This window comes from Paracoccus stylophorae, assembly GCF_028553765.1.
In the GTDB taxonomy this organism is placed as follows: Bacteria; Pseudomonadota; Alphaproteobacteria; order Rhodobacterales; family Rhodobacteraceae; genus Paracoccus; species Paracoccus stylophorae.
Map to the genome: position 1 here is coordinate 1,664,550 of NZ_CP067134.1, position 24,508 is coordinate 1,689,057.

Below are 24,508 nucleotides of genomic sequence, written 5' to 3' on the forward strand. Positions count from 1 at the left end.
CGGACTTTGTTGCCGTTCGCGGCAGATGCTCAGTTCTTACCGCACGAGCGAGGGCCTCAGCGCGCCGGGCGGAAAGCCGACTTTCTCCGCAGATGCGAAAGGAGCTTCCCTGAGCCACAAAAGCGGACGCGATCAAATGCCAAGAGGCTAATTTGATGAGCGAAGCTGATTGAGTTCCAAGAGACGCGCCAGTGCGTCGTCCTCGGAGATGTCCTCGGACCAGCCATAAGCGGCAGCAACAGCTGCATCGAGGCGACGATGCAGCCCGTCGAGCCAAGCGGGGCGGGCGTTGTAAAGATTGGTGAGGGTGCGCTTTTTCAGCACTGCCTCAGCAGCTGCATCGACGGGCAGCAGGCGGTCTGGATAGCCTGCGACGATCTCTGGCTCGCGACGGACAAGATCCGGCGGATTCAACCAGGCCTCGCGCTTTTCGTTAAGGTCGCGGGCGGCCGCAGCGATGGCCTGAGCACGAGGGTCGTCCGCGTAATGGGAGGAGGGGATGTCGGGGGTCAGGCCTTCGGGGAAGGGAAAGGTTTCGAATGACTTTGTAGGTGTATATTGCGGATCGTTTCCAACCCCATGCCAACCACCAGTCGCGAGCGACCATGCTTCATGGAAGCGAGAATGAAGGACGCCGAAGGTCGTGTCGTCGTCGCAGGCGATGGCGGCGACTCGAGCATCTGGACATGCCGAAGCCAATACCCAGACAAACACGCGGTGCTTAGCAACGCGAGGCGTCAAAATCATCCGCTCAAGTGGACCAACTGCCTTAAACAGATCAGCACCAGACCGTCCTAAGCGCCACCAATTTTCTCGCCTCTGACGGTCTCGATTGCGATCCCGTTCGGGCTTCACGTTTTCCAGAACGTATTGAAAAGGGCCTTCGTAATAGCTCGCATCGGATTGGGTCATCTCGCCGAAGTTGATAATCCACCGTCTGCTCGGCCGCCGGACGATATCGCTGCCATTCCAGAGCGGTTGGAGAACATCGAAATTCGACCTGCCATTTACGTTTTTCGGCGACGAAAGCCATCTGAGTGCAGTCCTTTCGTCTATGTCGAATGAGCCGACTTTTACCGGACCCTGAAACGCAAATCCTCTATTCTCCTTCAGCCTATCCACGCTCGTCAAATCCAACCCCGCCGTCAGGTCCGCAGCGATCCGCTCCACCTCCACGCCATCCAGCCGCGGTAGCTCCTTCGCCTCGCCAAACATCACCATCGACACCCGTACCGCCGCGCCCGCGACCGTCCACGGCTCGTCCGACCAAGCCTCGAAGATCGCGCCTGCCTCGGCCGGTTCCGTCAGGACCGAGCGGTTTGCACCGCTCCGGATCGAGTTGGTCTTAACCAGCCCCACGCGGCGCGCCCGCCCGACCTCGACCGCGAGCCACGCCGTCGCGACCCAATAGGCCACCAGGTCCACGCCGCCGGGCACACCGGGCCACGCCGCGCGCAGGTCGCGGGCGTAATCCTCGCCCAGTTCGCCCACCATCCGCTTGTTGCCCAAGAACGGAGGATTGCCGATGATGAACTCCGCCTCGGGCCATTCCGCCGCCTTGCCGTCCGACGCCAGCACCGCGTCGCGGCACTCAATCGTGCCGAGCGGCTTCAGGATCGGATCGCGCGAGGCCTCGAATCCGTTGCGGCGCATCCACTGGATTTCCGCGATCCAGGTCGAGACGCGGGCGAGTTCGGCGGCGTAGGGGTTCAGCTCGATCCCCAGCACGCATTCCGGACCGACCGACGGCGCGGGACGGGGCAAGCCGAGGGCCTCGGCATCGAGATTCGCCCGGTGTTCAAGGTCCTTCAGCGCCGTGAGAGCAAGGTTGAGGAAGTTGCCCGACCCGCAGGCGGGATCGAGCACGCGCACATTCCGCAGGCGTTCTAGAAAGCCCAGATGCGCCTTCACCGCAGTCTCGTGCGCGCGGTTCGCCCGCCGCGTCAACGCGCCGGCCTTAGCAGCAGCCGGCGTCCGCGCCGCTTCGGCTTTGGCCTGGCGTTCCTCATCCAGTGACGTCTCGATTGTTGTGCGTGCCGTATCCCATTCGGCCTTGAGCGGGCGCAGGACCACAGGTTCGACAATCTGCATGATCTTGGCCGCGTCGGTGTAATGTGCGCCAAGCTGGCTGCGCTTGCCCGGGTCAAGGCCGCGTTCGAATAGCGTGCCGAGAAGCGAAGCGTCGATCTGGCTCCAGTCCATCTTGGCCGCCTTGCGCAGCATCGCAATGTCATTGGTATCGACGGGCAGTGCGGTGTCGTCGTCGAACAGCCCGCCGTTGAACCAGGGGATCGGCGTGAATCCCACGCGGCCCCCTTGCCGTGCCATGGCGGCGAAGAGCGCGCGGCAGTTTTCTTCAAAGCTTTCCGGGTTCGAGGCGAAGACCATCTTCTCGAACATGTGCTCAGGCAGCAGGCGGACGTCCTCGGCGAACATACAGAAGACCAACCGGTTCACGAAATGCGCCACATCCTTTGCGTCGTGCCCCGCCTGACGCAGCCGCAGGGCGAGATCGGCGAAGGTGGCTGCCGCGTCCTCGGTCAAATCGGCGCGCGTTCGGCGCGGGCGGAAGCTGCGCGGCTCGTCAAAGGCGCGTCGTAGCAGGTCGCGCGCGGCTGCATCACGCAGTTCCTCGATCACGATGGCGTGCCGTTCCTGCACGGCGCCGGTGAAGGCAGTCCGGATGACGATAGACTGTGTGTCCGAAACGATCAGTAGCGGCGGGTTGTCGAGCGCCGGTGCATAGCGCTGCACCTGGGCATAGGCCGCGTCGAGATTGGCCTTGGACTTCTTGTATTCCCAGGCGAATGCGTCCTTCAGCCAGACGTCGGCCCAGCCGTCGCCACCTGTAGTCTTGGCCGCGCCTTTCTCGAACTCAAAGGTTCCAGCAGTGAGGGGGGAGGGTGGCGCGATCCCGAGCAGGATGCAGAGGTCGCGGAAATGCGATTGTGCCGAGGCCCGCTCCGACAGCGGATTGCCGACCAAGTACGGATGAAGTCGTGCGGAGTCACAGGCGGTCCTTCAGGCGATTCACCAGGTCCATCCGCTCATGGAGGATGGCGAGGATGATGGGCCGGTCGCTGCTGAGCCAGAAGAGGTAATGATGCTCGCAACGATAGACCCGGACGTCGTCGGGTAACGCATCGCGGGCTTTCGAGCGCGCTTGGTCGTTACCAATTGCCTCACAACAGGCCTCGATCTGGTCGAGATATCTATCGGCCTGATCGATTCCCCAAGTCTCGCAGCTGTATTCCCAGATGCCCCGCAGATCCTCTTCTGCCGCGCGGGTAAGGTCGTAGCTTTTCATCCGACGAACTATCGTCCCGTTTGCTCACGGGCCTCGCGACGGATGTCGGCAACCGACTTCGTGGACAGCTCCCCCCGCCGCGCCTGATCGATCCGCGGTTTCAGGAACTCGGCCAGAGCGCTGAACGCTTCTTCCTCGCTCATCGCATCAAGCGTAGGGGCATCGCCAAGCGCGCGCTTCAGGACGAACTCCTTGATGCTCTGGCCTTTAAGGGCGGCGATGGCTTTGAGCTTTTGGTGCTCTTCTGGGGTGATATCGATAGATAGTCTGGGCATGATCGGATTGTAACGCAGCCCGACAAACAAAACAACATTTGTTGTCCATGCTGCAGCAGTGTATGGGTTGGCTATGCTGCAAGAAATCAGATTCATTCAGAGCATCGGGCGCTTTGAGGAAGCCAAGCCGCTGCAGAGCGCCCGTCTCGGTCCATGCACGTTGATCTTCGGGGAGAACGGCTGGGGCAAATCCACCCTCGCCGACATTCTCCGTTCGCTGAGCACGAACAACCCTTCCATACTGGCAGGCCGCACGACACTTGACGTGACGGCTCCGCAGAAGGCAATCCTTCACGTTTCCGGGCAGAATGCAGTCTTTCAGAACGGCGCATGGAGCGGCCCCCGTCCGCCGGTTGCCGTTTATGACAGCTCTTTCATCAACGACAATGTGTATTCCGGCGATATTGTCTCGACCGAGCACCTGAAGAACCAATACGGCCTTGTCGTCGGTGAGGAAGGGGTGAGCCGTGTCCGCAGCATAGTGGATCTGGACGGCGACAACCGCGACAACAATAAGGCGATCACCGATACAGAGAACGAGCTGAAAGCGCTCATGCGCGTAGTTGCTCCGCCTGCCATGCAGCTTGATTCCTTCCTCGCCCTGCCGCCTCGCGACGACATCGACGAGGCAATTGCCGCGCTGGACCTCAAGGTGCAGCAGGCGCGTCGGGCCAAGGAGCTGAAAGCGGCGGCGGAGCCCACCGCCTACCCGGTGCCGACCAAAACCGATAAACTTAGCGCCTTGCTGCACGGTTCGATCGACGATGTTACCGCCGATGCTGTTACCAGGGTGCGAGCCCACATTGCCGCGCATCAGCACCATATCGGCGAAGCCGCCATCCCTCATGAAGGCTGGCTTGAGGCGGGCATGGCCTTCACCGGCGGCGAAGACTGCCCCTTCTGCGGTCAGCGTCTCGCCGACCGCACATTGATCGACGCTTACAGGGATATATTCAGCGAAACCTACAAGCAGCTCGGCCAGGCTGTGCAGCGCGTCGTCGCCACCCTCACCAGGTACAAGAACGGTGACTTTCGGCAGGCTGCGGCCAAAACCGAAGAGCAGAACGGTCACCAGTTTCGGTATTGGCAAGAGGCAGGCCAGTTCACGCCGCCTGATTTTGAAGCGGCAAGCGGGGCAATCACGCGCATGGAACAGGCGGCGGCAGCTCTGCTTGATCTGTTCGCTGAGAAGCAGGCGAACCTCACTGCTGGTATCGTTGCCGAGCGCACGGCCCAGGCTATTGCCGATTGGGATACTGGCAAGGGGTATTTTGCCGACACCAATGCTGAGATCGACGGGTTCAACAGCAAGGTTCGAGCTCTCAAGGACTCCATCGACCCCGCCACCCTTCCCGGTCTTGAAAACGAACTGAAAGCACTACAGGCGCAGAAGAAGCGGCACAATGCCGAAACCTGTGACGCTGCAGGCCGCCTCAAAGGTTTCAAGCAAAAAAAGAAGGACATCGCTGTCAAAAAGGGACATATCCGCAAGGAGCTGGACGACCACGGCCGAACAATCACGGCAGAGCTCGGGACGGCGATCAACAGCTACCTCAAACGCCTAAACGCCGGATTCCGCATCGACTACCGCGAGCCGGATTATCGCGGTACAAAGCCCTCAGCCAGCTACAGCATCCTCATCCGCGAAGTACCCGTCGCGCCTAGAAGCGGGGCGGGGGAAATCGACAAGCCCTGCTTCCGCAACACGCTCAGCGCGGGTGACAAGTCTACGCTCGCGCTTGCGTTCTTCCTCGCCAAGGCCAACGCCGAGCCGAACCTGGCCCAGATGATTGTTGTGCTCGACGATCCTTTCACCAGCCTTGATCACTTCCGCCGCGAGTTCACCGCCAACGAAATCAGGAAGCTCTGTAGCAAGGCGCTGCAGGTCATCGTGCTCTCGCACGAGAAGACCTTCCTGCGGCTGCTTTGGGACAAGATTGACCACAACAAGATTACGTCCGTCGCGCTGCAGTCCGGTGCGCCAGGCATCACCGCCATCGCGCCGTTCGACATCGAGACGGCAACACAGCCCCGGCACGTTACCGAGCGCAACCAGATTGAAGAGTTTGCAGAAGGTGAACAGCACGAGCCGAAATACATCAGGACACGGCTGCGCACCGTCTGCGAAGACTTCTACCGCAAGGGTGATCCGGGGCTGTTCCGGCAAGCCGCCAGTTTGGAGGAGATCATCCGCGTTCTCGAAGCGGCTCCCGCCGATCATGTTTACAAAGGCGCGCTCGATGATCTCAAATCGGTCAACGAGTACTCGCGCGGGGACCATCATGCCGCTCTGCCCGACAATCCATCCGAAGGACTCAGCGTGGAAGAGCTGAAGCAGTTTTGTCGGTTAGTGCTTGAACTGACGTGCGGCATATAGGCTCTTTCATCGGTAGAAACGCACGGACCAGAAAGGTCTGCTTGGTCGGGCTGCGCCGCAGCACTGCAAGATAATCGCGGAAGGCCGCTTTGGCCGCCCCTACTAAAACCTTCGTTCTGCGACTGCGATATGCTGCTCTAGCGTCACAAAGTAGTGTCTGCGCCATGAGCCTTCGCATTCTTTGCGTAGGGCTGGAGCTTGGCCAGCGGCCAGGTCTCGATCCGCTCGGGGGCGAAGCTCAGCGTCATGGGCGGGTGGTTTACCTAATCATCACGCTCATCTTCGTTTACCGAGGTTTCTGGGGCTGTCCAGCTTGCAGTTCTTAAATCGGCATGAGTGAGAAAGATTTGCCTGACCAACTGCAAAGGGCGGCTAGAGCAGCGCGATGGTGCGTATTATCGGGTTCCAGCGGGCCGACCGCCATGGCAGCCCTTACCGATCCTTTCAGTAGCTTCTCAAGCCACTTTTCTTTAAACTTCAGGAAATAAGAGACCTGAGGAACCTTGGGGAGGCTTGCCGATATGCTTTCTTTGATTGATGCGGCATCGCACGCGCAGTGGTTCGGCGCGGCAGAGGTGTATTGGGGCGCGGAGCCCGTGCGCCTCGGCTTCGGTCCGACCAGTGTCCCGGCTGCGCGCGACGGGGTCGTCGCGCGCAGCCGGGATTTGGATAGCTTGCTGGAGAACTGGAGCGACGCGTCCTACCTTCATACTCACCCGGCCTGGCAGCGTCGCGGAAAGATCGTCGGACTTTATCCGCCCTATCGGGTTTCGGAGGGCGACACGTTCAGTGCGCAAGTCGGGTTTGTGTCCGGGGCGCGCGGCAGCGATGGGGTCGTCTTCATCTTTGGGATCATTCCAGATTCGGAGCGCCCGCCGGAGACGAAGGATTTCTTCGAGCGGGGAAACACGGCGCGCCTTCGCGAGCGCTTCATCGAGCTCGCCCGCATAGACAAGGTTTATGACGGAAGATTGCGGGAGATGTCGGTCGGTCTTGCGAGATTTGCTGGCCAGACGGTGCGTCCGGTGCTGATTGTTGAGGCTGGCGAGTCGTCGGGTCAGGACTGGGCGGCCTGGTCGCAGCCCACCATCGACGCGCGGCGCGAGATCGCGTTCACAGGCTTTCAGTGCAATCTTGAATCGACCTCCGGCCGGTCGGACTTCCGCCGTCGCCGTCGCCGTCGCCGGTCATGGAATTCGGACGAGTTCGCCCTTCTGGTGCAGGTCCTGGGCTTCAACGAAAGAAGTGACGAGCAACGCTACGAGGGCGCGCAGTTCCGCGCCACGACCTCGGTAGACAGTGGTGAATCGTTCTCCTTTTCACCGATGGTGTTCGGCTTCGCGCCGTCGGAGGTGAGCCATCTCGAAGTGCGCATGGTCGGGCTCGAAATCGATGGCGCGGGCGAGACGGAATATCTCGCCGACTACGCATTAAGTTTCTGGGCCGGCACCACGTTCCTGACGTCGGACGGCTCGCGGAGTTCGTTCAATTCAGCATACAACCCTGGCCCGCGTTCCGGGAACGTTCACAACCTGCTCGCGACTGATTACTGGCGGGTGGACACGAGCCGAATGCTGTCGGGCGGGGTGGAGCCCTCGGGGATCCACGTGGGAGGCAGCTCGCCGGGAAGCGTCGATGAGTATCTGGGCGAGCAAGGCATCATCCGTACGATCATTCGGGCGTCCTTCGAGGACCTTACGATGGAAAGCCGACGATATCAGAGCAGTTCGCACTACAGCGATTATGTCATCAACATCAGCTATCGGTAAGTTCAGCGCGATCGGTGACGGCTCGGTCGCTCGTCCGCTTTTTCCACTCGACACACGCGATTTTTCAATCCATCCATCCTATACGGGGGCATGGACCGTCCGGAACCGGACACGGGAACGGTTGCGCGAGACCTTGGGCAAGGACCGGGGGACCGAACGGGAGGCTGGCGTGGATGACGGTGGGAAGCCGTCGATCCGCGAAAGGTTGGACGCGGTGCTGAACAAGCCGCGTGAACGGCTGGACATAGTGGACGAGCGGGAGCGCGAACTGGAGAAGGCTAAGGAGATCGAGAGGGCGCGTGATCTGGACCGGGGACCGACGCATGGCCTTTGGCCTATTTCCCGCCGATTAGCCTTCATTCCGCCTCTTCTATCCGGGCGAGTGTCGCCAGATCGTTGCGCAGCTTGTCTGCACCGTCCTCGAAATGCACGGCGATTCTCGCGTGGGTCGCTTCCCAAATGGGTGCAGCAGTTTTCAGGAGCTGTTCTCCCGCTGGGGTGAGTGACAGACGGCGGGTGCGGCGATCCTCTTCATCGGCCGACACACGCACAAGCCCGCGTTTTTCGAGGGGCTTGAGATTGGCCGTCAATGTCGTGCGGTCCATTCCGAGCACTGTGGCGACCTCGCCGATGGAGGGTGGCGCGGGGCGGTTGAGCGACATCAGCAACGAAAACTGCCCGCTCTTCAGGCCCACGGGCCGCAGCGCATCATCGAATATCCGCGCCAAGCGTCGCGCCGCCCGCTGCGTATGCAGGCATAGACAATGATCGCGGACCTTTATTGTGGTCTGGAATGGAACCAAAGGCCGTTCGGGTTGGTTTGACATGAACATTATGTGTTGATATCAACCTTAATTGTCAAGCCCGGCTTAGCATCGGCCGGAGGGGCCGGTCCGGCTGTTCAAAAACAGGAGACGCAAACCCATGAAGATCAACCACACCTTCATCAGCATTAACGCCGCCGATTTTTCCGCCCAATCCGATTGGTGGGCGAAATTTATCGGCCGTCACTGGGACCGCGAACCGATGCCGTCCTGCCATGAATGGTCCTTGACCGATAACATCCTGTTTCAGGTGCTCGACAGTGCCGAAGGACAAGGCACCACAACTGTCACCCTCCACGTCCCGGACCTCGGCACCGAGATCGAACGGCTCAAGAACGCGGGAATCAACGTGCCAGAGCCGGTCAAGGTCGAGGGTTTCGACACGTTGCACTACGCGGGGTTTGCCGATCCCGAGGGCAACACAGTCGGTCTACTGGACGGTAGCTAACACGGTGGTCGTCATCAGACAGCGGCACCGGGCTGACACTGAAGCACGAAAACCTTCCGGCCGAGGACATCGAGAGCCATAGCGCCGGTTGGACGGGTTGGATCGGCGAGTTGCAAACTTACATCAAGGATACAAAATGAGTGAACTGGTTATCTGGACTCTGGATTGGGTGCCTATGCCCGATGGACCCGCAGGATTTGTCAGGGATTTACGGTTAAGATGGGCCTGTGAGGAAGCCGGGTTTGACTACTCTGTGAAAACTGTTCCTCTCGACGGCAAAGGCCCGGATCATCTGGCCCGTCAGCCATTTGGACAAGTCCCATTCCTGGATGATGGTGATCTGAAACTATTCGAGAGCGGCGCTTGCCTGCTGCATCTGGCGGGCAAGAGCGAAAAGCTGATGCCGCATGATCCTGCCGGTGCAGCCGAAACGCTGCAATGGACGATTGCCGCACTTAACTCGGTCGAAATGGCTTCGGTGCCTTGGTGGTTTCTGGAAGTGACTGGTGCGAAGGAGAACGGCTTGACTGATTTGTTGGAAAGCCGACTGGACGGTCTGGAAGCAGTCTTGAAGGAGCGGGAATGGCTGGCCGCCGACCGCTTCACTGTCGCTGATTTGCTGATGGCGGACGTGCTACGCGTAAAAAAAATCCGCGAATTTGGGGACCGCCCTGCGTCGGAATCCTTTGTCAAACGGATCACGGAGCGACCAGCCTTCAAGAAGGCCTATGCTGACCAAATGTCCCACTTCAAAGCAGCGGATAAGGCTAAGAATAAAGGCTAAGCCTGTCACTTATTCCCGGTGGTGCAAACCTGAGTTCTGTTATTCTATGTTGCCTGGTCAACCTTAGCGGCTTCGACCTGTTCAACAGCCACTGGCCCATTGCATTTCGTGCAACATAAACAGAGGCGCACGTGGCCTCCGCATTCCTTGTGCATGAACTCTACCGGTCCAGGAGAGACCCATTTGTCTCCCCACTCGGTCAACGCGATGATCGCGGGCATCAGATCGCGGCCCTTCTCGGTCAAATGATATTCCCGATGACCTTTATGACCAGCCGGAGCGTCTGGCTGGCGACGCGCCTCATCGCTGTGAGATACTGGACGGTCGAAAGCAGCCACTGATCATGAGCGTAGCATCCGTCACTTTGGGTTCTTTGCAGTCATTCGGCTGGCGGTGACGCCGAGGCCTGCGCCTCGGCCGCGCGCCGTTCGGCACGCCGCTCGACCCAGCCCTTGTTGCCGCGGCGGGGCGCGCCCGTCGGTGTATAGCGGCTGCGCTGCTTGCCCACCGGACCGATCTTGGGAGGTTCAGCGTCCTGCTGCGCCTTGATGAAGGCCAGCACGTCGCCGAGACGCTTGTTCTCGGTGATCGCGGCATGTGTCACGCGTTGCTGGCGGGGATCGAAGATCCGATAGGGCAGCAGGACGCCTTTCCAGCGGATCTCGAAGGGTCTGTCTGCATAGGCATAGGTCTCGACATAGCGGCCGATCGCGCTGCGCGCATGTTCGCTGTCATCGAGGATGAACTTCCGGCGCTCGTAATGCACGACGAGGTTGGTGCCAAGCTGCCGCTGATCGCGCACACAGAGAATATCGGTCAGGCGTTCTGGGCCTGTGGATCGCCGAGAACGAGGGTGCCAAATTCTGGCTGTCGGTGATGAACGAGCTAAAGAACCGGGGCGTGCAGGACATCCTGATCGCGGTCGTGGACGGGCTCAAGGGCTTTCCCGATGCCATCACGGCGGCCTTTCCGGACGCCATGGTTCAGACCTGCATCGTGCATTTGGTGCGCCACAGCCTGAACTTCTGTTCCTGGAAGGATCGCAAGGCCGTGGCTGCCGACCTGCGCCGGATTTACAGCGCCCCGACCGCCGATCTGGCTGAGGCCGAACTCGATGCTTTCGAGGAAAAGTGGGCGGGAAAGTATGCCTCCATCGCTCCGGCCTGGCGCCGGGCCTGGCAGGAGCTGACCCCGTTCTTTGCCTTCGATCCGGCGATCCGCAAGATCATCTACACCACGAACGCCATCGAGAGCCTGAACCGCGTGATCCGGAAATCCATCAAGACGCGAGGCTCATTCCCGACCGACGAGGCTGCGACCAAGCTGATCTATCTCGCCATTCGACGGTTCGAGAAAGACGGTCGCAATGTCCGAGAATGGTTTGCGGCCCGCAATCAGTTCGCCATAATGTTCGGCGAGCGCTTCGACGCTTGAGTATCTGAAACCGCATGGGCCGGTCCGGATACACAAAGTTAAGGACACTCCCCCTTTATCCTGCACCTTGCGAACCAGCCGCTGCACCTGGCGCTGGCTCAGACGCAATACACGCGCCGCCGTGGCCGTGCGCAGGCTGCCATCCAGCACCTGCGCCAGCACCTCGATCTTCTGAATCTCTCGCTCGCTCATCAGCACAACCCCCATGACGCTGTCCCTCGTTGCCGGTTTCCTGGTGACGCCAGCGTCATCCGTCAGGGCAGAGGCGACAAATCAACTTTGCCGGTTCGCGACAATTCTACTTTGGTTTGCGAGTTCAAGTCGGAACCCGACACAGGCGCCGAGGTAGCCTGATCCGGGCGGGCGGAGACATCCGCCATCGCAGGCCGGCTGGATCGGGCGCGGAAGAAAGACGGAAGAAAGACGGAAACGGCAGCTTGAGCCCAGAATGACCGATGCTGCGTCACGCATGAACGGCTGCTTTCGGTTGTCCCAGAATCTCTTGAAGGTTATTTTCACTCATGAAGAATCGCAAACGTATTGCCCTTTCCAGCGATCACGCGGCCATTGACCTACGTCAGACCATCGCTCGCTATCTAGCCGAGCAGGGTCTTGAGGTAGTAGACATCGGGCCAACAACGCCTGAGAGCACGCACTATCCTAAACATGGTGAAGCAGCGGCGAGGCTCGTCGCCTCCAATGATTGTCAACTTGGCGTTATATTATGCGGTACCGGCCAAGGCATCATGATGGCGGCCAAAAAGGTAAAGGGCATCCGGTGTGGTGTTTGTGCAGACGCATTCTCTGCTCGCATGATCCGCCAGCACAACGATGCCAACATGCTGGCTTTGGGTGCGCGAGTGGTGGGCGAAGGCTTGGCACTCGATATCGTGGAGGCATTCGTGAACGCCGACTTTGAGAGCGGTCGACATGCTGTGCGAGTGGAAATGATTAACGCGCTGGAAGGCTAAAGCAGTCACCGGGGCTCGATCAGTGAACGGCAACTTCGTCCGCACAGCTGACGATGTGGCCCTTACCGGTCTCCCCTCAGGTTTTCCCCGAAGACCTCAGCCGGCGTGCGAAAATTCAAGCACTTGCGCGGCGTCGCGTTCATTCGTGCCGAAAGGTCTGCGAGATCACGGCGCGGCAGGTTCAGCAGCACGGTATCGCGCGGCAGCCAGCGCCGGATGCGGCGGTTGGTGTTCTCGACGGTCGGCTTTTGCCAGGGCGCCTGCGGGTCGCAGAACCAGGCTTGCGCGCCAAGCCCCTTTTCCAGCTCGCGCCACGAAACGAATTCCAGCCCGCGATCGAAGGTCAGGCTCTGACGGGCATGTCGGGGCAGGGGAGCGAACAGGTCAATCAGCCTGTTCATGATCGGTTTCGATCTGCGATCATTGTTCCGGAACAGCACCGTATAGCGGCTGACACGCTCGACCGCCGTCGCGATATTGGCCGGTCCGTGTTCCCGCCGGAAGATCATCAGATCAACCTCCCAATGACCGAATGCCTCGCGCTTCCAGACGACTTCCGGCCGGTGTCTGATCATGCAACGCTCGGGGAACACGAGGCTTCGAGGTTTTCTTGTGAAGCGCGGCTTCCGCTTGCGGCGGCGTTCGGGGAGGTGGCGTCCCAGCTCCCAGCTCCCGGGCCCGGCCTTCGGCAGAATAGACATAGCTGTAGATCGTTTCGTGACAGACGCTCTGGCCGTGGGCCTCCAGCCGCAGTCGCTCGGCAATCTGTTCCGGAGACCAGCCTGCCTTGAGCCGGTCGATCACAGCCCGGCGCAGTGCGCCATACCGGATCAGCTTGCGCTGCCGGATGCGCCGGGCAGCGGCGAGGTGCTGGGCGCTGACCGGCCAGTATTCCGCAGCCATCGGAACTTCGGGATCGTGCCGGAAATTGCGCCGGATCTCGCGGTGGATGGTCGACCGGTGGCGGCCGAGATGCAGGGCGATCTTGGCAACGCTCGTCTTGCGATGCAGCATTGTGGCGATGTTCGGGCGCTCGTCCAGGCTGAGATGTGCCGCCATCTGCCAAACTCCTCGAATTGCAACTGCCTGAAATCATGGCGTGTCGCATTTCAGGATAGAACCCACCCGGCCTGCATCCGTTTAGATGATAATCAGTATTATGGAACATTAGGCTTGCCGTCTCGGTGCGGATTTCCCAGACTGGGCGCCACAGTGAGCAAGGAGATCATGATGCCCGTTTCGCCGCCTGTCTGCGATTTCGGTGCGCCTTGGCACGAATTCACCCTGCCGGGCACGGATGGCCGGACTTACAATCTTGAGGATATTCGCGGCCCGAACGGGACGCTGGTGATGTTCATCTGTAATCATTGCCCCTATGTGCAATCGGTGATCGACCGGATCGTGCGCGATGCGGCCAGATTGCAGGATGCGGGTATCGGCGTTGTCGCAATCTCGGCCAACGATGTCACTGAGTACCCGCAGGACGGCCCCGACCAGATGAAGATCGTGGCCGAACGGCACGGATTCACCTTTCCTTATCTCTATGACGCATCGCAGGCGGTCGCACGTGCCTATGGTGCAGAATGCACGCCCGATTTCTTCGGCTATAACGCGGCTGGCGAGTTGCAGTATCGCGGCCGGCTGGATTCCTCGACCCGGACGGCCGGACCTGCCGATGCAAGGCGCGAATTGCTGGAGGCGATGTTGCAGATTGCAGAAACCGGAAAAGGCCCCGAAAAACAAATCCCTTCGATGGGATGCTCGATCAAGTGGAAGACCGGATGAGCGTGTGTCTGGCGCCCTGCCCGGTCGTCTTCGATCTTGACGGCACGCTGATCGACAGTGCGCCCGATATCCATGCCTGCGTGAACGCGGTCCTGCGCGAGAACGGCATCGCCCCGCTTGGCCTCGATCGGGTGCGCAGCTTCATCGGCGGCGGTGTCGAGCTGTTGTGGAGCCGGGTGATCGCCGCGACCGGCATCGATCCGGCCGCGCAGCGCGATCTGGTCGCGTCCTTCATGACCCGTTATCACCGGGCGACCGGGCTGACGCGGCTGTATCCGGGCGTTCCCGAGGCGTTGGGGGTCCTGGCGGATCGTGGCTATCCGATGGGGATCTGCACCAACAAGCCGATGGGCCCGACGCAGGCGGTTCTGGATCATGTCGGTATCGCCCATCTGTTCGGGGCGGTGATCGGCGGCGATTCGATGCCGCAGAAAAAGCCCGATCCCGCGCCGCTGCGCGCGGCCTTCGGCGCGCTTGGCGCCGATCCGGCCGCGCCGCGCGCGATTTTTGTCGGCGACAGCGAGTTCGATGCGACCTGCGCCGCGGCGGTGCCGGTTCCGTTCCTGCTGTTCAGCCGCGGCTATCGCCGGTCCCGGCTGGAGGATCTGACGCGGCGCGCCACCTTCGACGATTTCGCCGCCCTGCCCGGTCTGGTGGAAAGCGTGGCGATGGCCTGACGGGCCGGTCGGGTCCGGCCGTGGTTCCGCACCGGCCGGGGCCAAGGAACCTTTGCGCGCAGACATTGTTTTCATGCGGCAGCGATTGCCGCTGAGAAAGGCGATACGGCACCGCGCCATGTCGGCCCTCAGCGATCCGAAGAAAGGAAAATCTATTCATGACAACGCTTTACACGATGCCCGGAACCTGTTCGCTTGCGCCCAATATCGCCGTGGCGTGGCTGGATGCGCCGGTCGAGATCCACAACATGGCCTATGGCGATCACAAGAAGGACGATTATCTGGCCATCAACCCCAAGGGCAAGGTGCCCGCGCTGCGCTTTGACGATGGCGACGTCCTGACCGAGGCGGCGGCGATCCTGGCGTGGCTTGGCGCCGAGCACGGCAAGGGCGGCTATGGGCGCGACACGGTGCTGGGCCGGAAAGAGGCCGAGGCGCTGTCCTATATGACGTCCGAGGTGCATGCGACCTATGGCGGCCATTTCGGGCCGCAGAACCTGGCCGAGACCAAGGAAGGTCAGGAAGAGGTCAAGCGCAAGACCTATGAAACCCTGGCCGGCCAATACACGCGGATGGACGAGATCCTGCGCGAGAATGGCGGCGACTGGTATCTTGGCAAACGATCCTTTGCGGACACGTTTCTTTACGTGCTGACGCGGTGGATCGAACAGACGCCCTTGTCCATCGCCGATTATCCGGCGCTGAAGCAGCATCGCGCGCGGATGGAAGCCGATGACGGCGTGCGGCGCGCGTTGCAGCGGCAGGATATGGACCCGATCGGATGACGGATGCGGCCGACGCCTCCGGCTGGCCCAGCCTGCCTTATGCCGAATGGGCCGAGACCTGCACCGCGCTGCATCTGTGGTGCCAGATCATCGGCAAATACCGGCTGGCGCACACGCCATGGGTCAACCATTCCTGGCACGCGACGCTGTATGTCACGCCGCGCGGTCTGACCACCGGCCCGGTGCACGAGGCCGGGGGCTGCCTTACGCTCAGCCTCGATTTCGTGGATCACCGGCTGATCGCCGAGGCGGATGGCGGCGCGCGGCAGGGTTTCGCGCTGGAACGGATGAGCGTGGCCGAATTTCTGCGCAAGATCCGCGATGCGGTGCAGGCGGTCGGCGGCACGTTCGACATTCACGACATGCCGAACGAACTGCCCGATGCGGTGCCCTTTGCCCAGGATACGGCCACGCGCCCCTATGATGCCGCGGCGGTGACGCGCTTTCACGGCGCGCTGTTGCGCATCGTGCCGGTATTCGAACGGTTTCGCACCGGGTTTCTGGGCAAGGTGTCGCCCGTGCATCTGTTCTGGGGGTCGTTCGATCTGGCGGTGACGCGGTTTTCCGGCCGACGGGCGCCGCTGCATCCCGCAGGCATCCCGAACCTGCCCGATAACGTGGCGCAGGAAGCCTATAGTCACGAGGTGTCCTCGGCCGGGTTCTGGCCCGGCGGTGCGGGTGTGGATGAGGCGATGTTCTATTCCTATGCCTATCCCGCGCCGGATGGGTTCGACACCTACCCGGTCGCGCCCGATGCCGCCCGGTTCGACACCTCGCTTGGCGAATTCGTGCTGCCGTATGAGGCGGTGCGGACAAGTGCCTCGCCCGACCGGACGCTGATGCAGTTCCTGCAATCGACCTATCGCGCGGCGGCCGAACTGGCCCGGTGGGACCGGTCGGCGCTTGAATGCGAACTGGGCGTCCCGCAGGTCCCGCGTGCCGTGCATCGCTGAACCCGCCCGGCTTGCATGTCGTTTTCCGCGTCCCTATCGTGACCGCGACGCCTGCACATGCACGCAGCCGATCCTGCGCACGCCGCGATCCACGATCATCCTTCAAGGAGTTTCCCCATGAGTTGGACCCCCTGCCCTGACCCGATCCTCGGGGACCCCGACGGCGTCAACGCCATCGAGACGCTGATCGTGCCGCGCGCCGTCGATCTGGGCGAGATGGAGGTGCGCCGCGCCCTGCCCTCGACCAAGCGGCAGATGGTCGGGCCGTTCATCTTCTTCGACCAGATGGGCCCGGCCGAGTTTCTGACCGATCAGGGCATCGACGTCCGCCCGCACCCCCATATCAACCTGGCCACCCTGACCTATCTGTTCGAGGGTGAAATCCTGCACCGCGATTCCCTGGGCACCGAACAGGCGATCCGGCCGGGCGCGGTCAACTGGATGAAGGCCGGACAGGGCATCGTTCATTCGGAACGCACCTCGGAAGATCGCCGCCGCAACGGACAGCGCCTGTTCGGCATCCAGACCTGGGTCGCCCTGCCCGAGGACCAGGAGGAATCCGCCCCCGAATTCATCCATTACGGGTCCGACGATCTGCCCATCATCGATGCCGACGGCATCAGGGCGCGCATCATGGCGGGCGAGGCGTTCGGCCAGACATCCTCTCTGCGGACCGCGTCCGAGACGCTTTACGGCGACATCGAGATGCAGGCGGGACGCCAGATTCCCATCGACGCCACCTATGAGGAACGGGCGCTGTACACCATCTCGGGCGAGATCGAGATCGCGGGCGACAGGTTTGAACCCGGACAGTTGCTGATCCTGCGACCCGGCGACGCGATCACTGTGCGCGCCAGATCGGCTGCGCGCTTCATGCTGTTCGGCGGCGCGCCGATGGGCGGGCCGCGCTATATCTGGTGGAACTTCGTCTCGTCGCGCCCCGAACGGATCGAGGCGGCAAAGCAGGAATGGGCCAGGGGCCGGTTCGACACAGTGCCGGGCGACGAGGAAGATTTCATCCCGCTGCCCGAAAACCACGGCAAGCCGCGCCGCGCGATGGGCGGCGTCTTCTATCCCTGACGCGCCCGCCCCAGCACAGGAAAGCTTTTTTCATGCCGCAAACGATCCCCGGCCTGCACCATGTCACCGCGATTTCCGGCCCGCCCCAGGGCAATGTCGATTTCTATGTCGGCACGATGCTGCAACGGCTGGTCAAGAAGACGGTGAATTTCGACGCGCCGGACACCTATCACCTCTATTACGGCAACGACCGCGCCGAACCCGGCACGATCCTGACCTTCTTTCCCTTCGTCGATGCCGGGCCGGGTCGTGCGGGTCCGGGCATGGCCAGCGCGGTGGCCTATGCCGTGCCGCCCGGCGGGCTGGATGCGTGGATGATGGCGCTGGCCGGGGCTGCCGTGGATTTCGACGGTCCGGCCGAGCGGTTCGGCGAACGGATGATCGCGCTGACCGATCCCGACGGGCTGCGGGTCGAACTGATCGAGACGGATCGCGGCACGGCGGGGATCGCGGCAGCCGATGACCGGCCCGTGGATGGCGGGTTTCACTCCGTCACCCTGTGGCTGGACAATCCCGACGGCACCGCGCGGCTGCTGACGGATCTGTTCGGCTATGACAGCGCGGGCGAGGACTCGCACGGCGCGGAAAAACGGTATCGGTTCGTCGCGAAGGATCAGGGGCGCGGAGCGGTCGTCGATCTGGTCACCTCGGACGCGCGCTCGATCGGGCGGCAGGGCGCGGGGACGATCCATCACGTCGCCTTTCGCGCCGAGAACGACGAGGTGCAGAACGCATGGCAAGACACCCTGCGCAGCCAGGGGTTTGAGGTGACGCCGCAGATCGACCGCCAGTATTTCAACGCGATCTATTTCCGCGAACCGGGCGGTGTGCTGTTCGAGATCGCCACCGATCCGCCGGGCTTTGCCACCGACGAGCCGATGGACACCCTGGGCCACGACCTGAAACTGCCGCCACAGCACGAACCGCTGCGCGCCCAGATCGAACGCGTCCTGCCACCGATTACCATTCCCAGAAGGCCCACCAGATGAAAAACGACCCCCACGCCGGAAACCGCATCCTATCGGGCGGCGCGCCCCTGTCGCGCGCACGTCTGGCGATGATCATGGTGCATGGGCGCGGCGGCGCGCCCGAGGACATGATGGGACTGGCCGATTATCTGGGCCTGCCCGACATCGCGATCCGCGCCCCCGAAGCGGCCGGCAATTCGTGGTGGCCCGACAGTTTTCTGGCGCCCCTTGCCCGGAACGAGCCCGGCCTGTCCTCGGCCCTGGGCGTGATGGCCCGGCTTTCGGACGAGCTGGCCGAACAGGGATTCGGACCCGACCGCACCGTCGTTCTGGGTTTCAGCCAGGGTGCGTGTCTGGCGCTGGAACACGCGGCGCGCGCGGGCCGGAAACTGGCCGGCGTGGCAGGGCTTTCCGGCGGTCTGGTCGGAACCGCAGACGGCGACGGGGCGCCGCAGCCGGAACTGTATAACCATGTCGAGAAGAAATTTGCCTATGACGGCCGGCTGGACGGCACGCCCGTTCTTCTGGGTTGTCACGAACGCGATCCTCATATCCCGCTGGCCCGCGTCAGAACCACCGAAAAGCTGTTTCAGGATATGGGCGCGACGGTGACGACGCAGATCTATCCCGGCGCGGGCCACGGAGTCGTGGAAGAGGAAATCCGCGCCCTGCGCGCCATGCTGAACGGATAGGGCAAGGCTGCCGCGATCGGCTTGGCCCCGCCGCTCAGTCACCCTCTGCGGCAGCGTCACGCCTGATCGGTTCGGGAACGATCGCGGCCACGATGGCGTCGCGATCCTGCGCATCGCGGGCGGCCAGCGTCTGTTCGGCCAGCCGCGCCTCGTCCCGCAGCCGGACCTGCCTGACCGTCTCGCTGGCATCGCTGTCGGAATATCCCAACGCGCGCAGCGTGCGCTCACCCAGGGACAGCGCCGAAAGCTGCGTCTCGCGCATGATCGCGTCGGTGGGCACGCCCGCACAGGCCAGCCGCACGGCGTGGATGCGATCATGGGCGCGCACGATCAGCGCGGCGTTCGGGAACTGACGTCGGACGAGGGCGACGATGCGCAGCGTCGTGTCGGGATCGTCGGTCGCCACGACAATGGCCGCGGCCCGCCCCGCGCCAGCGGCCTGCAACACCTCGGGCCGTGTGCCATCGCCGAAATGGACCCGCGCGCCGAAACGCCCGGCCTCGCGGATGCGGTCGGCGTCGTGATCCAGCAGGGTGACGGCAATATCGCGCGCGACAAGCGGCTGCGCGACCAGCTGGCCGACGCGGCCGAAACCGACCACCAGCACCGCGCCGCCGGCGTCGGAATAATCCTCGTCGATGGTTTCGCGCGCGCGCCTGCCGGCGATCAGCCGATAGACGCGGTCGGATTGCGATGACAGCGCCATCGACAGCGTCACGATCGTCACCGCGATCGAGGCCACGTCGCCCGGCAGGATCATCGCCGCGCCGGCCGCGGCAAACAGCACAAAGCCGAATTCGCCGTGCTGCGACATCGCGAAGGCGATGCGCAGCGCGACCTGATGCGTGCTGCCGAAAAGCCGGTTGACCGCATAGACGGTCGCACTTTTCAGAACCACCAGCAGCGGCACGGCCAGCACGATGATCAGCCAGTTGCGCGCCACCGCGTTCAGGTCAAGCGACAGCCCGACGGCGATGAAGAACAGGCCCATGAACAGGCCGCGAAACGGCTCGATATCCGCCTCAACCTCGTGGCGATAGGACGATTCGGCCAGCATGACGCCGGCGATGAAAGCGCCCATCGCATAGGACAGGCCGGCCGCCGCCATGACCAGCGCCGCGAACACGACGACGCCAAGCGCGGCCGCGGTCATCAGTTCCGGCGTGCGGGTGCGCGCGATGGCGCCGAAGATCGGGTCCAGCGCAAAGCGGCCAACGACGATCAGCAGCAGGATCGCGCCCAGACCCAGCCCGAGGGCGCGGGCGTTGTCGGTCCATGCCGCGTCCACCCCCGATGGCGCCAGCACCGCGATCAGCAGCAAAAGCGGGACGATGGCCAGATCCTCGAACAGCAGGACCGCAATCGCCGTCTGCCCGAAGGCGGTGTTGCGCTGACCCTTTTCGTCGATCTCGCGCATCACCAGCGCGGTCGAGGACAGCGCCAGCCCCAGCCCCACGATCATCGCCGCGCGCCAGTCCAGCCCATAGATCAGCGCCGGCACCGACAGCACCGCCCCGCAGGCCAGGACCTGCGCCAGCCCGCGCCCGAAAATCGTGCCGCGCATCTCCCACAATCTGGCGGGCCGAAACTCCAGCCCGATGACGAACAGGAACAGCACGACGCCGAATTCGGCGAAATGCAGCAATTCGGCGGGTTCTTCGGTAAAGGACAGCGACAGCGCACTGCCGGCGACGACCCCGGCCACCAGATAGCCGATCACCGTGCCCAGCCCCAGGGCGCGCGACACCGGCACGAACAGACAGGCCAGCGCGATCAGCGCCAGCGCGGCCAGAAACGCGATCTCAAGCCCGGCAAGGCCTAACACCGTGGACTGACCCGCAGGCTCGGCCGCCAGGGCGGCGGAAGCCGATGTCAGCGCCAGCGCGCCCGACAGGACGGCGCGTCGGGCCATCGCCCGGACGCGGGGTCGGACAATCGGCGCCGCGCTGGGCATCGGCTTTCGCGGCATGCCGGGAGGTCGCAGCGTCAGGTCCATGCCCGCAAGCGTCCGGTGGCGGCGCGACAGCATATCGCGCATCATGCGCCGGTCGGTTCGGCCTTGGCCAGCGCGTCGAACCGCATCAGGCTGGCGATCAGCGCCGGCATCCGGTCCAGCGGGATCATGTTGGGTCCGTCCGAGGGCGCGTTGTCCGGGTCTTCATGCGTCTCGATGAAAACGCCGGCCACGCCGATGGACACGGCGGCCCGCGCCATCACCGGCGCGAATTCGCGCTGACCGCCGGACGAGGCGCCCTGCCCGCCCGGCTGCTGGACCGAATGTGTCGCATCCATGATCACCGGATATCCCGTCCGCGCCATGATCGGCAGCGACCGCATGTCCGCGACAAGCGTGTTATAGCCAAAGCTGACGCCGCGTTCGGTCAGCAGGATGTTGCCGTTCCCGGTCGAGGCGACCTTGTCCGCGACGTTCTGCATGTCCCACGGCGCCAGGAACTGACCCTTCTTCACGTTCACGACCGCCCCGGTCCGGCCGGCGGCCAGCAGCAGATCGGTCTGTCGGCTCAGGAAGGCCGGGATCTGGATCACATCCACGGATTTCGCCGCCAGAACCGCCTGCTCTGCGTCGTGGACGTCGGTCAGCACCGGACAGCCCACCTGTTCGCGCACCGTCGCCAGCATCTGCAACCCTTCGTCGATGCCGACGCCGCGCCTGCCCTTCAGCGAGGTGCGGTTCGCCTTGTCATAGCTGGCCTTGAACACATACCCGGCCCCGGAAGCGGCGCAGGCATCCGCCATCGTCCGGGCGATATGCAGCGCGTGATCCAGCGTTTCCAGCTGGCAGGGTCCGGCGATCACCGTCAGCGGCAGATCGTTGCCGCAGGACAGATCGCCGATCCGGATATGTCGTTGTTCGTTCATGTCGATACCTGTTCGCGCAAGATGGAAGCGGTCAGCGATAGCATGAGGTAGATGCCCGAGAAAATCAAAAACGCGACCATCGTGTTCTGGAACGCCTTGGGATAGGTCGCCTCGTCGGGCGCGGTCGGCGCCACCGACAGCGACAGATAGCGGACCTGCTTGTTCGCCTCGATCCGCGCGACCTCCATCTGTTCGGCGGCGGCGGCCAGCAGTGCCTGACGCGTTTCAAGATCGCTTTCCGCGATGCGCAATTCGCCGGTGATCGCGGCCAGCGAGGTGCGGTTGTCGCTGCCTTGGGTCAGTTGCGACCGGGTGTCCGAGATCATCTGTTGCAGACGCGCGATGTCGCCGCGCACGGCCGAGACCCGGCTTTGCTGCGGCTGCGGATTGGCCAGAAGCTGGCCCAGCTCCAGCTGCTTCTCGGTCAGCTGGTTTTCAAGCGCGGCGATCTGGTTCATCACCACCGTCCCTTCGGCGGCCGGGTCCAGCACGCCCAGTCGCTGTTGCAGATCCTGCACCCGGCGCTGCGCGGCCAGCACCTTGTCCTCGGCGGCCTCATAGTTGCGGATCGCCCCCTCCATCTGGTCGGACCGCAGGCGGGCGGTCAGGTTGTCCACCTGTTCCTCGGCATAGCCGATCAGCGCCAGCGAAAATTCCTGGCTTTGGGCGGGATCGGGGGCGATCACCTCCATGTCGATCATCCCCTCGGTCGGATCGTAGGAAATCTTGACCGAGTTGCGATAGACCTTGTAGGTGGCCTCGTTCGTCGCATCGGGGGCCAGCCGCTTGACCGGATCGACGGACGGGTCCTGAAACGCCTCGCGAAAGCCCTTGTCGGCATCCAGGCGCAGCATCGCGTCGCGCGATGAAAGATAGCTTTGAACGGCAACCGCGTCGGTGTTCGCCTGCAACCCGGCCAGCGGATTGCCCGACTGGCTGAGCCCCGATGCTTCGGCAAACTGGATCTGGAACTGCGAGATTGTCGCGTAAAGCGGCGTCGCCACGCGAAAATAATACCACCCCGCCAGCGCCGTCGGCAGCGCCACGAAGAACAGCAGGCGCAGCGTCAGCATCAGCATGCGCCGCCGCCGGCGCCGGGCGATGTCGCGCTGGATGCGATAGATGTCGGCGGCGCGCTGATCCTCGGCCAGCGCCTCGCGCGATGGCAGGGTCGGGCGGGCGGGGCCGACTTGGGTGCTGCGCGATTGCGCCGGAACCACGGCCGGGGCGTTGCGGACGGGCGCGGCCTGCGCGCGCGAGCCTTCAGCGGCCAGAATGCGGCTCAGCGCGGCGCGGTGCGACGGGTCGATGCCGCGTTCGCGCAAGCGCAGCACGGCCTCTTCATCCGAACCCACCTCGATCTGGTGCAGCGTCGCGATGCGGCGGGCGATCCGCAATTGCCGTTCGGTCTGTTTTTCGTCGCGGATGGCCTGAAGTTTCGCCTCCAGCGACGCCTGACCCGAGGTCGCATCATCCTGCGCAGGCTGCGCGGCGCTGGCGGTCCGGTCATCGGGAAAGCCGTCGCTGGCCGGCTCGAACAGGTTCGCGGGGTCGTGACTGGTCTTCGGGTCGGGCACCGCCGCGACCGGGGGACGACTGGCCGAGGCCGGTCCCCCGGACTTCTTGCGCAACTCGATCCGCACATCGCCCGCGCGGCTGTCGGATTTGTCCGCCCCCTGCCCCGCTCCTTGGCCCGACGCCGCGGCGGGACGCACCGATTCCGAGGGCGAGATGTGAAAGCTGCGGGCCTTAGGCGGTGTAGTCATAATACTGCTTGGCCTCGTCGAGGGTTTCGAACAGATACAGCTTGCCGTGGCGCAGGATCGCCGCGTTCCGGCAGAATTTCTCGATCGTCTGGGGCTGATGCGACACGATCACCACCGTCGAATTGCGCAGCCGGTCGAACAGCACCTGACCGGCGCGGCGGTTGAATTCCACATCGGTCGTCTGCGGCATCCCCTCATCGATCAGATAGATGTCGAATTCCAGCGCCAGCAGCAGCGAAAAGGTGAAACGCTGGCGCATCCCGGCGGAATAGGTGCCGACCGGCATGTCGAAATATTCGTGGATATCGGCCAGCCAGCGCGTGAAGGCCGACACGTAGTCGGGATCGAGACCATAGATGCGGGCGATGTAGCGCGCATTTTCGCTGCCCGAATGGCGGCCGACCACCCCGCCCATGAACCCAAGCGGAAACGAGATCCGGCAGCCGCGCCTGACCCTTCCCTCATCGGGTTTTTCCAGCCCGCACATCATGTTGATCAGCGTCGTCTTGCCCGTGCCGTTCGGCGCCAGGATGCCAAGCGATCTTCCCAGCTCGACCCGGAAAGAGGCCCGGTCCAGGATGACCTTGCGCTGTGTCCCGGTCCAGAAGGATTTCGAGACATTGTCGAATTCCAGCATCGCTGTTCGTCACCACCCGTCACGCACTGCCCGGTTCGCCATGCCGGGGTCCGACAGAAGCTGCCGGACCATAGGCACGGCCCCGTCCACTGTCCA

At 63.0% G+C, this 24,508-nt stretch carries 22 protein-coding genes and 2 pseudogenes; 13 read left to right on the plus strand and 11 right to left on the minus strand.

Annotated features, from left to right (window positions below; genetic code table 11):
* Positions 1–147 precede the first annotated feature (147 nt).
* Genes JHW45_RS08210 through JHW45_RS08220 form a run of 3 tightly spaced genes read right to left on the minus strand, consistent with a single transcriptional unit; the run spans position 148 to position 3,678 of the window.
* On the minus strand, positions 148–2,985 hold the full coding sequence (locus tag JHW45_RS08210) for a class I SAM-dependent DNA methyltransferase (protein WP_272860381.1): 2,838 nt from the start codon (positions 2,983–2,985) through the stop codon (positions 148–150).
* A gap of 22 nt (positions 2,986–3,007) precedes the next feature.
* Positions 3,008–3,307: a type II toxin-antitoxin system RelE/ParE family toxin gene (locus tag JHW45_RS08215; protein ID WP_272860382.1), complete on the minus strand. Its 300-nt coding sequence runs from the start codon at positions 3,305–3,307 to the stop codon at positions 3,008–3,010.
* 8 nt (positions 3,308–3,315) lie between these two features.
* Entirely contained in the window at positions 3,316–3,678 is a 363-nt protein-coding gene (locus JHW45_RS08220) for a type II toxin -antitoxin system TacA 1-like antitoxin (protein WP_272860383.1), read from the minus strand.
* Here JHW45_RS08220 and JHW45_RS08225 point away from each other — a divergent pair.
* Both JHW45_RS08225 and JHW45_RS08230 read left to right on the plus strand, forming a co-directional pair.
* Positions 3,656–5,959, plus strand: a complete 2,304-nt coding sequence (locus JHW45_RS08225) for an AAA family ATPase (protein WP_272860384.1) — start codon at positions 3,656–3,658, stop codon at positions 5,957–5,959. The genes JHW45_RS08220 and JHW45_RS08225 overlap by 23 nt on opposite strands.
* A gap of 521 nt (positions 5,960–6,480) precedes the next feature.
* Positions 6,481–7,728, plus strand: a complete 1,248-nt coding sequence (locus tag JHW45_RS08230) for a hypothetical protein (RefSeq protein WP_272860385.1) — start codon at positions 6,481–6,483, stop codon at positions 7,726–7,728.
* Between the two features lie 356 nt (positions 7,729–8,084).
* Here the strand turns inward: JHW45_RS08230 and JHW45_RS08235 are convergent, their stop codons facing one another.
* A complete protein-coding gene (locus tag JHW45_RS08235) occupies positions 8,085–8,456 on the minus strand; it encodes a MarR family winged helix-turn-helix transcriptional regulator (RefSeq protein ID WP_419181847.1) in 372 nt (123 codons plus the stop codon).
* A gap of 196 nt (positions 8,457–8,652) precedes the next feature.
* On the opposite strand from JHW45_RS08235, the gene JHW45_RS08240 reads away from it, so the two are divergent.
* Together JHW45_RS08240 and JHW45_RS08245 are read left to right on the plus strand one after the other, a co-directional pair.
* Positions 8,653–9,000 (plus strand): VOC family protein, encoded by a 348-nt coding sequence (locus JHW45_RS08240; RefSeq protein WP_272860387.1) that lies wholly within the window; start codon positions 8,653–8,655, stop codon positions 8,998–9,000.
* Positions 9,001–9,136: 136 nt separating this feature from the next.
* Entirely contained in the window at positions 9,137–9,784 is a 648-nt protein-coding gene (locus JHW45_RS08245; protein WP_272860388.1) for a glutathione S-transferase family protein, read from the plus strand.
* A gap of 44 nt (positions 9,785–9,828) precedes the next feature.
* Here the strand turns inward: JHW45_RS08245 and JHW45_RS17950 are convergent, their stop codons facing one another.
* Together JHW45_RS17950 and JHW45_RS08250 are read right to left on the minus strand one after the other, a co-directional pair.
* On the minus strand, positions 9,829–10,005 hold the full coding sequence (locus JHW45_RS17950) for a hypothetical protein (protein ID WP_419181860.1): 177 nt from the start codon (positions 10,003–10,005) through the stop codon (positions 9,829–9,831).
* A 158-nt stretch (positions 10,006–10,163) separates the two neighbouring features.
* Positions 10,164–10,586 (minus strand): hypothetical protein, encoded by a 423-nt coding sequence (locus JHW45_RS08250; protein WP_272860389.1) that lies wholly within the window; start codon positions 10,584–10,586, stop codon positions 10,164–10,166.
* A 20-nt stretch (positions 10,587–10,606) separates the two neighbouring features.
* On the opposite strand from JHW45_RS08250, the pseudogene JHW45_RS08255 reads away from it, so the two are divergent.
* Both JHW45_RS08255 and rpiB read left to right on the plus strand, forming a co-directional pair.
* A pseudogene (locus tag JHW45_RS08255) lies at positions 10,607–11,218 on the plus strand (IS256 family transposase); the annotation flags it as partial.
* A 521-nt stretch (positions 11,219–11,739) separates the two neighbouring features.
* Complete coding sequence (gene rpiB, locus JHW45_RS08260) at positions 11,740–12,189, plus strand: ribose 5-phosphate isomerase B (protein ID WP_272860390.1); 450 nt, start codon at positions 11,740–11,742, stop codon at positions 12,187–12,189.
* 62 nt (positions 12,190–12,251) lie between these two features.
* Here the strand turns inward: rpiB and JHW45_RS08265 are convergent.
* Positions 12,252–13,248: pseudogene (locus JHW45_RS08265) on the minus strand (IS30 family transposase).
* Between the two features lie 171 nt (positions 13,249–13,419).
* On the opposite strand from JHW45_RS08265, the gene JHW45_RS08270 reads away from it, so the two are divergent.
* The 7 genes from JHW45_RS08270 to JHW45_RS08300 all read left to right on the plus strand — a co-directional run bounded on the left by JHW45_RS08270 (position 13,420) and on the right by JHW45_RS08300 (position 19,129).
* Positions 13,420–13,974, plus strand: coding sequence for a thioredoxin family protein (locus tag JHW45_RS08270; protein ID WP_272860577.1), 555 nt, complete (start codon positions 13,420–13,422; stop codon positions 13,972–13,974).
* Positions 13,971–14,651 carry a phosphoglycolate phosphatase gene (gph, locus tag JHW45_RS08275; RefSeq protein ID WP_272860391.1) on the plus strand — a complete coding sequence of 227 codons (681 nt, stop codon included), beginning with the start codon at positions 13,971–13,973 and terminating at the stop codon, positions 14,649–14,651. The genes JHW45_RS08270 and gph overlap by 4 nt, the downstream gene beginning before the upstream one ends.
* 158 nt (positions 14,652–14,809) lie before the next feature.
* A complete protein-coding gene (locus JHW45_RS08280; protein WP_272860392.1) occupies positions 14,810–15,436 on the plus strand; it encodes a glutathione S-transferase family protein in 627 nt (208 codons plus the stop codon).
* Positions 15,433–16,389, plus strand: coding sequence for a DUF5996 family protein (locus tag JHW45_RS08285; protein WP_272860393.1), 957 nt, complete (start codon positions 15,433–15,435; stop codon positions 16,387–16,389). The genes JHW45_RS08280 and JHW45_RS08285 overlap by 4 nt, the downstream gene beginning before the upstream one ends.
* Positions 16,390–16,506: 117 nt before the next feature.
* A complete protein-coding gene (locus tag JHW45_RS08290) occupies positions 16,507–17,469 on the plus strand; it encodes a pirin family protein (protein ID WP_272860394.1) in 963 nt (320 codons plus the stop codon).
* Positions 17,470–17,501: 32 nt separating this feature from the next.
* Entirely contained in the window at positions 17,502–18,458 is a 957-nt protein-coding gene (locus tag JHW45_RS08295; protein ID WP_272860395.1) for a ring-cleaving dioxygenase, read from the plus strand.
* Positions 18,455–19,129: an alpha/beta hydrolase gene (locus JHW45_RS08300; protein WP_272860396.1), complete on the plus strand. Its 675-nt coding sequence runs from the start codon at positions 18,455–18,457 to the stop codon at positions 19,127–19,129. Before JHW45_RS08295 ends, JHW45_RS08300 begins: the two co-directional genes overlap by 4 nt.
* A gap of 34 nt (positions 19,130–19,163) precedes the next feature.
* Here JHW45_RS08300 and JHW45_RS08305 read toward each other — a convergent pair whose 3' ends face one another.
* The 4 genes from JHW45_RS08305 to JHW45_RS08320 are packed head-to-tail and all read right to left on the minus strand — an operon-like array spanning position 19,164 to position 24,412.
* Positions 19,164–21,170 (minus strand): monovalent cation:proton antiporter-2 (CPA2) family protein, encoded by a 2,007-nt coding sequence (locus JHW45_RS08305; RefSeq protein ID WP_272860397.1) that lies wholly within the window; start codon positions 21,168–21,170, stop codon positions 19,164–19,166.
* On the minus strand, positions 21,167–22,009 hold the full coding sequence (gene kdsA / locus JHW45_RS08310; protein WP_272860398.1) for a 3-deoxy-8-phosphooctulonate synthase: 843 nt from the start codon (positions 22,007–22,009) through the stop codon (positions 21,167–21,169). Before kdsA ends, JHW45_RS08305 begins: the two co-directional genes overlap by 4 nt.
* A complete protein-coding gene (locus JHW45_RS08315) occupies positions 22,006–23,775 on the minus strand; it encodes a capsule biosynthesis protein (protein ID WP_272860399.1) in 1,770 nt (589 codons plus the stop codon). The genes kdsA and JHW45_RS08315 overlap by 4 nt, the downstream gene beginning before the upstream one ends.
* Entirely contained in the window at positions 23,759–24,412 is a 654-nt protein-coding gene (locus tag JHW45_RS08320) for an ABC transporter ATP-binding protein (protein ID WP_272860400.1), read from the minus strand. The genes JHW45_RS08315 and JHW45_RS08320 overlap by 17 nt, the downstream gene beginning before the upstream one ends.
* Between the last annotated feature and the right edge of the window lie 96 nt (positions 24,413–24,508).